Origin of the sequence: Kribbella sp. NPDC051620 (assembly GCF_044453825.1) — a bacterium.
GTDB lineage: Bacteria > Actinomycetota > Actinomycetes > Propionibacteriales > Kribbellaceae > Kribbella.
Genome location: NZ_JBITDB010000001.1, coordinates 231,833 through 245,389, shown reverse-complemented (window position 1 = coordinate 245,389; position 13,557 = coordinate 231,833). Strand labels below are relative to the sequence as shown.

General features: G+C 66.2%; 11 protein-coding genes. 3 read left to right on the top strand and 8 right to left on the bottom strand.

Annotation, left to right across the window (positions count from 1 at the left end):
* Positions 1 to 17 precede the first annotated feature (17 nt).
* From ACIA12_RS01115 to ACIA12_RS01095, 5 genes are all read right to left on the bottom strand, one after another.
* Complete coding sequence (locus ACIA12_RS01115; protein ID WP_396364748.1) at positions 18 to 1,478, bottom strand: aldehyde dehydrogenase; 1,461 nt, start codon at positions 1,476 to 1,478, stop codon at positions 18 to 20.
* A 46-nt stretch (positions 1,479 to 1,524) separates the two neighbouring features.
* Positions 1,525 to 3,069 (bottom strand): GMC family oxidoreductase, encoded by a 1,545-nt coding sequence (locus ACIA12_RS01110; RefSeq protein ID WP_396364746.1) that lies wholly within the window; start codon positions 3,067 to 3,069, stop codon positions 1,525 to 1,527.
* Between the two features lie 88 nt (positions 3,070 to 3,157).
* Positions 3,158 to 3,982, bottom strand: coding sequence for an ABC transporter permease (locus ACIA12_RS01105; RefSeq protein WP_396364744.1), 825 nt, complete (start codon positions 3,980 to 3,982; stop codon positions 3,158 to 3,160).
* Between the two features lie 30 nt (positions 3,983 to 4,012).
* Complete coding sequence (locus ACIA12_RS01100) at positions 4,013 to 4,972, bottom strand: ABC transporter substrate-binding protein (protein WP_396364743.1); 960 nt, start codon at positions 4,970 to 4,972, stop codon at positions 4,013 to 4,015.
* A 189-nt stretch (positions 4,973 to 5,161) separates the two neighbouring features.
* Complete coding sequence (locus ACIA12_RS01095; protein WP_396364741.1) at positions 5,162 to 6,046, bottom strand: ABC transporter ATP-binding protein; 885 nt, start codon at positions 6,044 to 6,046, stop codon at positions 5,162 to 5,164.
* Between the two features lie 388 nt (positions 6,047 to 6,434).
* Here ACIA12_RS01095 and ACIA12_RS01090 point away from each other — a divergent pair, with 388 nt between their 5' ends.
* Together ACIA12_RS01090 and ACIA12_RS01085 are read left to right on the top strand one after the other, a co-directional pair.
* The gene (locus tag ACIA12_RS01090; RefSeq protein ID WP_396364740.1) at positions 6,435 to 7,220 is read left to right on the top strand and encodes an SDR family NAD(P)-dependent oxidoreductase; all 786 of its coding nucleotides are present in this window, start codon (positions 6,435 to 6,437) and stop codon (positions 7,218 to 7,220) included.
* Positions 7,221 to 7,450: 230 nt separating this feature from the next.
* Positions 7,451 to 8,821: an FAD-dependent oxidoreductase gene (locus ACIA12_RS01085; RefSeq protein WP_396364738.1), complete on the top strand. Its 1,371-nt coding sequence runs from the start codon at positions 7,451 to 7,453 to the stop codon at positions 8,819 to 8,821.
* A gap of 106 nt (positions 8,822 to 8,927) precedes the next feature.
* Here ACIA12_RS01085 and ACIA12_RS01080 read toward each other — a convergent pair whose 3' ends face one another.
* The 3 genes from ACIA12_RS01080 to ACIA12_RS01070 are packed head-to-tail and all read right to left on the bottom strand — an operon-like array spanning position 8,928 to position 12,081.
* Positions 8,928 to 10,097, bottom strand: a complete 1,170-nt coding sequence (locus ACIA12_RS01080) for an acyl-CoA dehydrogenase family protein (protein ID WP_396364737.1) — start codon at positions 10,095 to 10,097, stop codon at positions 8,928 to 8,930.
* The gene (locus tag ACIA12_RS01075; RefSeq protein WP_396364735.1) at positions 10,094 to 10,930 is read right to left on the bottom strand and encodes an enoyl-CoA hydratase family protein; all 837 of its coding nucleotides are present in this window, start codon (positions 10,928 to 10,930) and stop codon (positions 10,094 to 10,096) included. Before ACIA12_RS01075 ends, ACIA12_RS01080 begins: the two co-directional genes overlap by 4 nt.
* Positions 10,927 to 12,081 carry an acyl-CoA dehydrogenase family protein gene (locus ACIA12_RS01070; RefSeq protein WP_396364734.1) on the bottom strand — a complete coding sequence of 385 codons (1,155 nt, stop codon included), beginning with the start codon at positions 12,079 to 12,081 and terminating at the stop codon, positions 10,927 to 10,929. The genes ACIA12_RS01075 and ACIA12_RS01070 overlap by 4 nt, the downstream gene beginning before the upstream one ends.
* Before the next feature lie 117 nt (positions 12,082 to 12,198).
* On the opposite strand from ACIA12_RS01070, the gene ACIA12_RS01065 reads away from it, so the two are divergent.
* Entirely contained in the window at positions 12,199 to 13,548 is a 1,350-nt protein-coding gene (locus ACIA12_RS01065; protein WP_396364732.1) for an MFS transporter, read from the top strand.
* Positions 13,549 to 13,557: the final 9 nt, after the last annotated feature.

The window sequence follows — 13,557 nt, the reverse complement described above, 5'->3', positions numbered from 1 at the left end:
TGCGAGATCGGCGCCCGTCAGCGACTTGGCCGGTAGATCGACTTCCACTTCAGGTAGGCATTGAGGCCCTCGGGACCGAGCTCGCGCCCGGTTCCGCTCTGCTTTCTGCCACCGAAGGGAGACGCGGGGTCGACCGCGTAACCGTTGACGCCGATCGTCCCGGTCTGGATCCGGCGGGCAACGTCGACACCACGCTCGGTGTCGGAGCTGAAAACCGTGCCGCCGAGCCCATACTGCGAATCGTTGGCGATAGCAACGGCTTCGTCGACATCGTCGAAGGGCGTGACCGTGAGCACCGGCCCGAAGATCTCCTCCTGCGCGATCCGGGTGGAGTTGTCGACGTCGGTGAACACCGTCGGCTCGACGTAGAAGCCCTTCGACAGGTGCGCCGGCCGGCCGCCGCCGACCAGGAGGGTCGCGCCCTGGTCGATGCCGGCCTTGATGTACCCCTCGACGCGATCTCGCTGACGCTCCATGGCCAGCGGTCCGAAGACCGTCTTCGGGTCCAGCGGGTCGCCGACCGGCAGTTGGGCGATGGTTGAGCGCAGGCCGTCCTTCAGCTCCTCGTAGCGGCTCCGGTCGACGAGCAAGCGGGTGCTGAGCATGCAACCCTGACTGCATCCCACCAGCGAAACCACCGGAATCTGCGGGAGCACGGCGTCCAGATCTGCATCGTCGAGGATGATGGCGGCCGACTTCCCACCCAACTCGAACGTCCCAGGCTTCATCGCTTCTCCGCAGGCGGCGGCAACAGCCCGGCCCGCCGCCGTCGAGCCGGTGAAGGCGATCTTGTCCACGTCTGCGTGTGCGACGAGGTGACTTCCTGTCTCGCGTCCACCGGTGACGACGTTGAAGACACCGCTGGGCAGGCCGGCCGCCTGGGCGGCATCGACGAGGAACGCGGCGCTCAGGGACGTCTCGGCTGCGGGCTTCATCACCGTGGTACAACCGGCCAGTAGCGCCGGGGCGAGCTTCATGACCGCCAGCAGCAGCGGCGCGTTCCAGGGCACGATCAGGCCGGCAACCCCGACCGGCTCCCGCCTGACGATCGTCGTACCCCGGGTCTCTTCGAGCTCCAGGGATTCCCCGAGATCCGCGTAGTACCGCAGAACCTCGGCCGACCCGAACACGTTCAGACCGGCGGACAGCCCGACGACGAGTCCGTTCTCGCTGGTGAGGAACGGACCGATCTCAGCGGCCCGCTCCTCCAGCCGGTCAGCCATCTTCCGCAGCTGGGAGGCACGCTCGGCCGGTGTGGTACCGGCCCAATCGGGCCGTACCAACGCTGCTCGCGCTGCCCGCACCGCGTTGTCGATGTCCACGCTGTCACCGTCTGGTGCCCAGCCGATCGTTTCCTCGGTGGCCGGGTTGACCGTTGGGACGCGTTCCCGGCCATGACTGGACCGCCACTCGCCGTCGACGAACACGCTGGTGGAGTCGAGTTCAATGCTCAGCGGACGCAAGGCGGTCTCCGTCATGGTGCGCTCCTCGAAGCTAGTCAGGTTGATGGGGGTGAGAGAGAAGTCAGGAACCGACGGCGACGCGATCCTCAGCACGGATCCACTGGGCCACCCGCTCGCCGATGACCAGGCAGGTCAGATTGGTGTTCGCCCGCGGGATGTCCGGCATCACCGAGGCGTCGGCGACTCGGAGAGCCGCGATGCCATGTACTCGGCAGTGCTGGTCGACGACCGCGTGGGGCGAACTCGCCGGACCCATGCGAGCGGTTCCGACCGGATGGACGTAGTGGGTGACCGAATCGGCGATGTATTTCTCCGCCGTAGCACGGTCAGCGAAGTACTCCGCGATCTCGCCGACCGGGATCTCGACTCCGGTGTCTAGGTACACACTGCCGCTGTGATGCGGAGCCAAGCGCGGTGACTGGGCCAGCTTGGTGAGAACTTCCAGTCCCGCGACCAACCGCGAGACGTCCTCCGGATCCGTGGCCAGATTGAGCGCGATCTTGGGCGCAACCGCCGCATCTGCGCTGGCGAGCCGGACCGTACCGCGTGATCTCGGCAGCATCAGGTTCATCATCAGCCGGTGCGCGGGCTGGGCCACCGCGTGCAGCATCAGGCACTGCATGTCGTTGCGGTGCGACGATCCGGGCGCCGTCCACTGCAGTACCACCTGCCACATCGGCTTGGTGCCGTCGCCGGGACCTTCGACCGCGGCGAGATTCAGTCCGATGTGAGCGTGTTCGATCAGGTTGCGGCCCACGCCCGGAAGGTGCTGGGCGACCGGAATGCCGAGCTCGGCCAGTTCGTCCTGATCACCGATTCCTGAGCGCAGCAAAATCGCAGGAGATCCGATACTGCCCGCGCACACAGTAGTCCGGCCGGCATAGATCCGTTCAGCGTTCCCGACCTGATCGCGAACCTCGACGCCGACGGCGCGGCCGTCTTCGATCAGGACCCGGTTGGCGAGCAATCCGCCGCGGATGGTGAGGTTCGGCCGCGAACGTGCGTCGTTCAGATACGCCAGAGCCGCGGAGATGCGGACGCCGTCCTTGACGTTCGCCGGGCCTGGACCGGCGCCGGTGGCGTCCGGCGCGTTGTGGTCATCGGTCCGGGGGAAGCCGAGGTCGGTGATGGCGTTCAGGAACGCGGCCTGGCTCGGGGTCAGCTCGTCCTCGCTCCGCCGCCAGATCGGAATCGGTCCGCCGCTACCGTGATAAGACTGGTCCTTGGTCGGATCGTCCTCGATGCGCTGGAACTCTGGCAGCAGGGACTTCCAGTTCCACTCGTCGTTCCCCATCGCGGCCCAGACGTCGTAGTCCTCGGGCAGACCACGCAGGGCGAGTACCGCGTTGGTGGCCGACGATCCCCCGATCACTCGGCCGCGGGGATAGTAGAAGTTCCGGCCAGGCACCATCTCGGCTTCCAGGCCCCAGTCGTGGTCCAGCGGTGGCCGATGGAAGTTGCGGATGCTGTCGGGCGTGGCTTCGAGCGTCGCGTAGTCGGGTCCGGCCTCGATCAGCAGGACCTGCCGGTTGGGATCTTCCGACAACCGGGCAGCGATCACCGCCCCGCTGGAGCCGCCTCCGATGACGATGTCGTCGTACTTCACCGTATTCTCCTTCGTAGAATTGCGATGGGTTCAGCCGGCCGGCTGGACGGGATCGCCGGCCGGTGGGGATGCTGTTGGAAAGCCATCGCTACGCTGTTCGCCAGCGGTCGAAGTACTTCTCGACCCGGCTGAGCAGGGCGTTGGCCACCATTCCCAGGGTTGAGATCACCACCACGGCCACGAACAGCCGGTCGGTGTTGAACGTGGCCGCGGAGTTGGTGACCACGAAGCCGAGGCCTTCGGTGGATGCGATGAACTCGGCCAGCACGACGCCGAGGAGTGCGTACCCGATGCCGAGCCGGATGCCGGAACTGATCGCCGGCACGCTGCCGGGGAGGATCACTGTCCGGAGCAACCGGAAGTCGGAGGATCCGTATGACCGCGACATCGCGATCAGGGACGGCTCGATGGTCACAACACCTGCTCGCGCGTTGACGATGATCGGCACGATGGCGCTGAGCACCACGACCCAGACCTTCGAGGCGAGGCCGATTCCGAACCAGATCACGAACAGCGGCGCGATCGCGATCCGGGGACTGTTGTTGAGCAACAGCACGATCGGGTTCAGGAGCGCGTCGAGCCGACGGTACCAACCCATCAGAATGCCCACCGGGATTCCGATAAGCACTGAGATGACGAAGCCGTAGACAAACTCCTGACCACTCGCCCGGAGATCTGTCCAGCCTGATCCACCTGGACTGAAGTAGTCCAGCAATGACGTCCAGATGAGCCGCGGCGAACTGGCGAAGGACTGCTTCACCAGCTCCAGGTCAGCGGCCACCTGCCACGCGACGAGTACGAGAAGCAGGGAAAGCGTTCCGAGCAACATCTTCTCGCGGCGCTGGTACTGATAGCGGATCCACCGCCTGCCGGACCGGGGTGTCGCGCCGCCCGGCCGCTGATCGCGGGCCACGGGCCGTTCTGACTGGATGACCATGTCGACCTACCGCGTCTCGACCAGAGAGTTGTCTATGACCCGGGAGGGATCGAAGTCACCGAACTGCTGAACTTTCGCCTTCTCGAGCGCGGAGATGACCAGTTTTGCGCTCGCCGGCTGAAGAGACGAGAACTGCCAGACCGTGCTGGTGTTCGACGGCGGGGAGGCTGCGATCTGCGCGGCGGCGGCCTCCTTGCTGATGCCTTGTGCGGCGGCCAAGATGCCGGCGGCCTTGAGGGGTTCGGCCTGCGCGAGCGAGATCGCCTTGCGCATACACTCCAGCATCCCCGCGACCGCGGGCCGATTGTCCTTCAGAAACGGTGTGTGGACGATGATCGCGTTGGACCCGATCGCGTCCAGCCGTTCCGATCCGCCGAGCTGGGTCAGTCGGTGGAAGCCGGCCCGCACTGCGGGGGCGGGGAGGTCCTGGTTCCAGACGAGGCCCTGGACAGCTCCGGATGCTGCCAGCCCGACAGAAGCGCCGGCACTGCCGGAGTAGGTCGCTGTGACATCCTTGCCGACGGCAACTCCCTGCTCGTCGAGGTAGGCGCGGACGAGGAGCTCGGCGATACCGCCAGGAGCCGGGAATGTCAGCTTCTGTCCTCGCAGCTGTTCGGGCGAGGTGATGGACTTGGGCACGAAGAGGTAGAACGGGACCCCGAGGATGGAGGCGACGAGTTTCAGGGACTCGGGATCCTTGGATGCGTTCACCAGTGCCGCTCCGGTCGCCACCCGGCCTGCTTGCACCTTGCCCGCGCTGACGGCCGGGGTGGCGGTCGTTGCGCTCAGCAACGTGATCTCCGGCTCGATCCCAAACGGCGCACACAGCGCCGGGTTCGCCTTGATCATCAGTTCGGGCAAGAACCCGATGCCGTTGTTCAGGTAGGCATAGCTGATCGGTGTCAGCCCCGACGCCTTGCCACCTTCGCCTGACGAACACGCTGCGATCGCCAGCAGTCCGGCCACCGCGATCCATGCCTGGGCTGCCCGCAACCCGCGTCGCCTCCCGCGACTTCCCTTTCTGCTGGGCCCGTCGCAGGGCGCCGTACTCCTTCTGCCGAACATTTCTACCGCCCATCCCACCCCGGAGAGTGAATTCGTCATTGCTGTTTCCGGATACCTCTTGGCACGGTCCGCGAGTGGACGTACCCCTTCTCAGACCGCAGTGGGACCCGGCGGCCGGTCCGGCTGCTCTTCGGCGGAGAGCATCCGCCAGATCTGCTCGACATACCCCGCGAAGTCCGGATGCAGCCGGGTCTCGTGCGTTCTCGGCCACGGCAGGTCGATCTCGACCGACCGCCGGATGGCGGATGCCGGCCCCTTGGTGCTGACGATGACCCGATTGCCCAGCAGAACCGCTTCGTCGATCTGGTGAGTGATGAACAGACCGGCCTTGGCAGTCGCAGACCAGATTCGCATCAGCTCGTCCTGGAGCATCTCGCGTTGTTGCGCGTCCAATGAGGCGAACGGCTCGTCGAAGAGGAGGAGGTTCGGATCCGCCGCCAGCGCCCGGGCAAGATTCGTCCGCTGCTGCATCCCGCCGGACAGTTGGTAGGGATAGGACTTTGCAAAGCTCTCCAGTCCCACCAGCTTGAGGAGCTCGCGGGCTCGCTCGCGGGCCGGCTCCTTCTTCTCGCCATAACAGCGCAACCCGTAGGCGACGTTGTCCTCGACTGTGTTCCACGGCAGCAGGGCCGCCTTCTGAAAGACCACAGCCCGGTCCGAGGCAGGACCGGAAACCGGCTGGCCGTCCACTTCCAGCACTCCGGCGCGATAGGGCACCAGACCGGCGACCGCGCCGAGCACCGTCGACTTCCCGCAGCCACTCGGCCCGACGATGCAGACCATCTCGGACGGCCCGATGTCGAACGTCGCGTCCGCGACGGCCACGAACTCCTCGTCGCCACGCAGCCGGTACCCGATCGACAGGCCTCGTGCCCGGACCCGTACCGGCTCCGTCTGGTCAGCCATTGGCGTCCCGTCTTGTGGCGCCCCATCGGCCGCAGCCCCAATGCTCAGCACGTCGCTCCTCTTGCTCACGGCGTTCTCCTCGTCGTTTGTCCCGCACCGACGGCAGTCCCGAGAGGACGGCGCGTCTTCCTGCCTGTCGACCGAGAGCGGCGTCGCCTACGTCAGGATCCGCTCTGAAGTGAGCGGTCCTGCAAGCTCCCTGACATTGCTTCACTGTTCCGGATCGCGGAACAGATACTCACTTTTGTTTCGGGATACGACTTTCGTGTACTGTTGGACGGAACGTACCTCAACAAGTTGGCGGCAACAAGAGGTTCGGTGCGTGAAATCCTTCCCGTGACCGATCGGTCACACCGCGGCCTCGAGAGAGCGCTCTTATCGCGCATCCGTGACGAACGTCAGAAGTACGGCGTGTTAGCGTCGGGGCGCAGCTGACCCTCGAGAGAGAGGAACGGACGTGCCGCACTCCGCAGAGGAGCCCCGGAACTCCGGGGCCAAGATCGCGCTCGTCACCGGCGCCGGCCGCGGCAGTGGCCGCGCGATAGCGCAGCGTCTCAGCGCCGCCGGACACCGAGTGGTGCTCACTGCGCGAACCAGAGACGAGCTCGAGCAGGTGGCCGACAGCTGCCCCGGTGAGACTCTTGTCGTTCCTGCGGACATCACCGACCAGGCAGGAGTCGAGGAGGTCTTCAGCCAGGCCGAAACCGCGTGGGGCACCGTCGACATCCTCGTCGCCAATGCCGGCGCGGGATTCTCCGCACGGCTGGAGCGCACCGATGACGAACAGTGGCTCCGGATGATCGATCTCAACCTGACCGCACCGTTTCGCTGCCTCCGACGGGCCATACCCGCGATGCGCAAGGAGAAGTGGGGACGCATCGTGGTGGTCGCCTCCACCGCCGCGAGGGTCGGCGAGCCCTACATCGCCGCCTATGCCGCAAGCAAGCACGGCGCCCTCGGGCTGGTCCGGGTCGCGGCCACCGAACTCGCATCGGACGGAATCACCGTCAACGCCGTCTGCCCCGGATTCGTGGACACCCCGATGACCGACGCGACGATCGCTCGGATCGCCTCTGGTTCAGGCCGCACCGAGGCCGAGGCGCGGGCGATCATCGAGGGGAAGCAGCCGATCGGCCGTCTCATCACTCCCGACGAAGTAGCCGCTGCCGTCCTGTACTGCACCGAGACGGCCGCGATGTCGGGACAGGGCCTCACCATCGACGGTGGCAGCATCCAACCGTGACCGGAAACATTGGACTGCGTCATATCGACTTGGTGACGTCCGTCAGATACGCTCGATAAGCAGAACAGTGGCGCCCGCTGAACAGCCCAGACGCCCGGCTCGGCGCGCCATCCGGGTTCACGTCGGCGCCGCGCAGGCCTGCAGACGGCGGCCGGCATCGGAGCCTCTGTCTCCGAAGTGCCGAGGCTTTCGCCGGCGGCGGCATCGATGTCGAGAGAAAGGTGCGTGAGATGACGCAACGATCTGTTGCGATTGTGGGGGCCGGACCGGCGGGCTTGTACCTCGGCATGGGCCTGGCTCGCCGGGGTGACCGAGTTACCATCGTCGATCGTGATGCCGGTCCGGACCAGGACGGCGGATGGACCAGGAAGGGCGTTATGCAGTTCCTGCATCCGCACTACCTCCGCCCGCAGGTCCGCGACGCCTTGCTCGCTGAGCTGCCCGACGTCGCCGACGCTCTGGTCGAAGCCGGCGCAGTTCTCACGCCGGGGATGTCGGCGTTGCCTCGCCCGGGATGGAGTGGAGCCGCGGATCCGACCGACCTACTGGGCTACCGCGTGCGTCGATCGGTCTTCGAGCGGGTGCTACGTCAGACTGCCGCCGACGAGCCAGGCGTTTCGTTCTCGGTTGGGGCTGCCCGAGAAGTGGCGCAAGCCGGCGGAGTCGTCCACGGAGTGGTGGTCGGCGACACCGTCCTTGAGGCGGACCTGGTCATCGACGCCTCCGGACGCTCGGGACGCTTCACCGATGACTTGCGCGCCCCTGCTGAGGGGACGGATTCAGGAATCGCCTACGCCTCGCGACAGTACGAGCTTCTGCCCGGCGCCGAACCGGGGCCGTTCAACTCGCCACCCGGATGGCGAGGCGTCCTGGACGGCTACTTCGCCAGCATCTTCTACCAGGATGCCCGCACCTTCCAGATCCTGTACGTCCGCGCGGCAGCCGACAAGGCACTCGCCCACCTGCGCGACAGCGAGATCTTCGACAAGGTGTCACTGTCGATTCCGGGCTTGCAGGACTGGATCAGTCCGGACCGTGCCAAGCCGGTCCTGCCCGCCATGAGCGGCGCCGGCTTGTACGACCACTATCGCCGGCCCGTCCCGGCGAAGGGATCAGCGAGCATGGCCGGAATCTTGTGGCTCGGCGACGCGGTCGTCACGACCAATCCCGCCGAAGGACGCGGCGTCACCACCGCTTTGCTACAGGCGCAGCAGCTACTTGCCATTCTCGACGACCACGGATCCGACTACGTGGCTGTGAGCGAACGATTCGATCACTGGTGTCAGGACAACATGCGGCCCTGGGTGATGGACCACATCCACCGGGACACCAGTCTGCTCGCCCGCTGGCGCGGTGAGCCCATCGACCTCTCGCAGCGGCTCCCCTCTGATCTGGTCTGTGCGGTCGCCGAGGTCGAGCCGTCGCTGATACCGGCCATCGACGACTACCTGGACATGCGCGAACGGCCCGACGTTCTGGACGAGGCCGAGCCGATCGCGCGCAAGCGATACCAGGCAGGTTTCCGCCCGAAGGTTTCGGCCGGCCCGACGCGGGACGAGGTCGCCGACATGATCGAACGTCACCTGGCAGTAGCCGGCTGACGTACGAAAGCCGGCCGGAGGACAGGGAAGCCCGAGCTTCCCTGTCCTCCGGCCGTGTCAGTGGTCCAGGAGGGCACCACGCAAGTGGCGGCGGTGCCCTCCTGGATCAGCGGAACGCCGGAATTCCGGTAACCGCGGCCCCGACGCTCAGGGCGTGCATCTCGTTGGTGCCCTCGTAGGTGTACACCGTTTCCAAGTTCGCCATGTGCCGCATGACGGTGTGGTCGAGCGTGATGCCGGCGGCGCCGAGCATCGACCGTGCGGTGCGCGCGACATCGAGGGCGGCGCGTACGTTGGCGAGCTTTCCGTAGCTCACCTGCACGGGCAGGAGAGATCCAGCATCCTTCAGACGACCGAGCTGGGCAGCCACCAGGCCGGAGTTGTTGACGGCAACGACCATGTCGGCGAGCTTGCCCTGGGTCAGCTGGAACGCCGCCAACTGCTTGCCGAACTGGGTCCGCTCCAAGGTGTACTCCAACGCTTCGGTCAGGCAAGCCCTGGCGGCGCCGACCGCGCCCCAGACGATTCCGTACCTTGCCTCGTCGAGACACGACAGCGGACCACGCAGGCCCCGAACCTCCGGAAAGACAGCCGTCGCCGGCAGGCGCACGTTGTCCAGGACAAGTTCTGCGGTGATCGATGCTCGCAACGACAGTTTCCGGTGCATTTCATGGGCGGCGAATCCTGGGGTGTCCGTCGGCACCACGAAGCCGCGGACACCGTCCTCGGTGCGTGCCCACACGATGGCCACCTGCGCCAGCGTCCCGTTGGTGATCCACATCTTGGTGCCGTTGAGGATCCAGTCGCTGCCGTCGCGGCGCGCCGAGGTCCGCATCGAGCCCGGGTCGCTGCCGGCCTCGGCCTCAGTCAGGCCGAAGCAGCCGATCGCCTCCCCGGTGGCCATCCTGGGCAGCCACTCCTCGCGCTGCGCTTCGCTTCCCCAGTGGTGGATCGCGAACATCGCCAGCGATCCCTGGACCGAAACGAAGCTGCGCAGGCCCGAATCGACCGCTTCCAGCTCACGACAGGCGACGCCGTACGCCGTCGCACTGACGCCGGCGCAGCCGTAACCGTCGAGATGCATGCCGAGCAGCCCCAGCTTTCCGAAGGAGCGACCCAGGTCTTGCGGCAGCACGCCGTTCTCGTACCAACCCGCGATGTGCGGAGCGAGCTCAGCCTGCGCAAAGTCGCGCACTGTGTCACGCACTGCCCGCTCCTCGACGGTGAGGCGCTCGTCGAGTTGCAGGAAGTCGCCGGCCGGTGGGGTGCCAGTCATCGTCCCTCCCACTTCGGGGCCCGGCGCTCATTGAACGCGGCGTGGAACTCGGCGTGGTCGTGAGTGGTCATCAACAGGGCCTGCGTCATCGCGTCGAGTTCCATCGCGGTCGAGAGCGGCATGTCGAGCTCGCGCGTGATCAACGACTTGGTCTGGGCCAACGCCAGCGTCGGACCGTCCGCCAGTCGACGGGCGAGCTCGGCGGTCACTTGATCGAGTTCTTCCTCCACCACCAGCCGGCTGACCAGGCCGTACTTGTCCGCGGTCTCGGCGTCGATCGTGTCGCCCAGCAGGAGCAACTCCGTCGCTCGACCCGCTCCCACCACCCTGGGCAGCAGATAAGCGGCTCCCATGTCACCGCCGGACAGCCCGACTTTGGTGAACAAGAAGGCGAACCGGCCTTTCGGGCCCATGATGCGGAAGTCACTCGCGAGCGCAAGAACGGCGCCGGCACCCGCGGCGATGCCCTGGATGACCGAGATGATCGGCACCGGGCACTCGCGCATCGCGCGGATGACGTCCCCGGTCATCTTGGTGAAGCGCATCAGATCGGCCGCGTCCATCCTGATCAGCTCGCCGATGATCTCGTTGACGTCGCCGCCACCGCAGAACCCCTTTCCCTCCCCACGGACGACCAGCACGCGGACATCGGTGTGGTGTGGCAACTCGGTCAGCAGGTCGCGAAGGTCCGCATAACTCTCGAACGTGAGTGGATTCAGCTTCTCCGGCCGGTTCAGGGTCACCGTCGCCACACCGTCGTCGACGGTGAAGCGGAAGTTCTCCCACTCAGTGGTCAGGGGCGCCGAAGCGCGGAAGCGATAGGGGTTGGTCACGTGGTGGCTCCTCGGCCGATGATCTCGCGGGCGATGATGGAACGCTGGATCTCAGAGGCGCCTTCGTAGATCCGCAGCGATCGCACGTCTCGGTACAGATGTTCGAGAAGGTGACCACGTTGGAGCGCCTTGGCGCCGTGCAGCTGTACGGCGGAGTCGATGATCGACTGGGCGGCCTCGGTCGCGTAGAGCTTCGCCATGGCCGCACGACGGGTGATGCCGCCCGGGTCGCCACCGTTGTCGTAGGCGCTCGCAGCGGCATAGACCAGGAGCCGGGCGGCCTCGAGCTGGGTCGCCATGTCGGCGATGCGGTGGGCCACGGCTTGTTGCCGGGCAAGTGGCGCGCCGTGAACGACCCGGGTACGAACGTGGTCTGTCGTGGCGTCGAGCGCAGCCTGGGCCATCCCGACGGCGAAGGCCCCGACGCTCGGACGAAACAGGTCGAGCGTGCGCATGGCGACCGCGAATCCCTTGTCGGGTTCACCGAGAACATCACCTCGGTCGACGGCCACTCCGTCGAAAGTCAGCCGTCCGATCGGATGCGGCGAGAGCATGTCCAATGACGATCCGTCGAGGCCCACGGCATCGCCTGGGACCACGAACGCCGTTACGCCTTTGGCCCGGGCTCCACGCGTCGTCCGGGCGAACACGGTGTAGACGTCAGCGTCGGGGGCGTTGGAGATCCAGATCTTTTCGCCGAACAACCGCCAGCCGGTGCGGTCGGGTTCGGCCCACAGCTCGAGCGCCGCGGCGTCCGATCCCGCAGTCGGTTCCGACAGGGCAAACGCGGCGATCGCCTCACCCGAGATGACGCGCGGGATCCAGCGTTCGACGATCTCCGGCGTTCCTGACTGCAGGATCGGATAGCTACCGAGGCCCTGCAACGCAAGCGCGGTCTCAGCCTCACCATTGACCTGGGCCAAGGCCTCGCGCAACAGACAAAGCTTCAGCGCCGCGGCATCGCGCGGCGGCGACCCCGGCTCGCCTCCGAACAGCGCGCGCAGGAGTCCGAGCTTGCCCATCGCCTGGACGAGAGGTCGGTTGACCCGTCCGGACTCGTCGCCGCTGAGATCGGCCAGCTCTTCGATGGCCTTCTCACGAACCCAGGAGACGAACGCGACATGCTGCGGCGCGAGCTGGAAATCGGACATGTCGTCTCCTTCTCGCAGACACCGCCATCTCCTCACGAGATTAGCCGTTTTTCTGGCGCTCGTCAAAGTAACGCGATATTGTTCGAATCCGTCCCGCTCTGGTGAGGAGTGCCACGCATGTCCACAACCACTGAATCCACGACCGGCCCAGTCCCCGCCTTCGGCTCAGCGCGTGGCTGGACGATCACCGTCCTCTTGGCGCTGTTCATGCTCATCAACTTCTCGGACAAGGCAGTGCTCGGCCTGTCCGCCGTCTCGCTGAGACGGGACCTCGGCATCTCCCCCGCCGCCTACGGCCTGATCGCGACCTCCTTCTTCTTTCTCTTCAGCGCGTCGGCACTCCTCATCGGCTTCGTGGCAAATCGGATCTCGACGAAATGGATCCTGTTCGTCATGGCGCTGGCCTGGTCGGTAGCGCAACTTCCACTGCTCATTCCCGCGGCCGGATACACGACGATGATCGCGACCCGAATCCTGCTGGGCGCCGCCGAAGGCCCCGCGGTGCCGCTCACCAACCATGCGGCCCACAAGTGGTTCATCAACAGGGACCGCAGCGTTGTGACCAACGTGGTCGGACTCGGTGTCCCGGTCGGTGTGATGGTCGCCGCTCCGGTGCTGTCCTGGACAATTGCCGATCATGGCTGGCGGCTGGCTTTCGGCCTGACCGGAGCGATCGGCCTGGCCTGGGCCCTTGCCTGGGCGCTGGTCGGCAAAGAAGGGCCGGTGAAGGACACCGTCGATGCCCCGCCGGCGACCACGGTCGATGCCCCGCCGAACGGCGAATCGTCCATTCCCTCGTCGCGGATCCTACGCACCGGAACGTGGCTCGGGAGTGTGGCCGGCAGTTTCGGTGCGGCTTGGGCGAGTGCAATGCTCGTCGCCTGGGTGCCGTCCTACCTGACGACGGTGCTCCACTACTCGACACGTGAGGTCGGCTCGGTGATCATCCTGCCCTGGGCGATCATGGCCGCAGGCATGATCGGACAGGGACTGTTCACCCACTGGCTGCTGCGGCGCGGTGTGTCGAGTCGACGCGCCAGAGGTGCCGTCGGGGGACTTGGGGTACTCGTCGCGGGCGTCGCACTGATCATGGGAAGCGTGGTCGCCACCGGACCATTGCAACTCGTGTTGATCGGTATCGGGTTCGGCCTGGGAGCGATGATCATCGGGATCGGTCAGACCACCTCGGCTGAGATCTGCCCCACCGACAGGCGAGGCGGTGTCCTCGGTACGTATGCCGCCGTCTACGCGCTCGCAGGCGTCATCGCGCCCGTCCTGACCGGAGAACTCGTCGGAGCGTATGCCGACCCCAGGACCGGTTACACGATCGCCTTTGTCATCACCGGCCTGTTACAGATCGTGGGCGGCGTTCTGGCCGTGTTGTTCGTTCGGCCTGAGCGGGACCGGGCCAGACTGGCAGAGCACCACGGCGCCGACCGATACACAGCCTCACCTTCAGCTCGCTGATCACCCGAC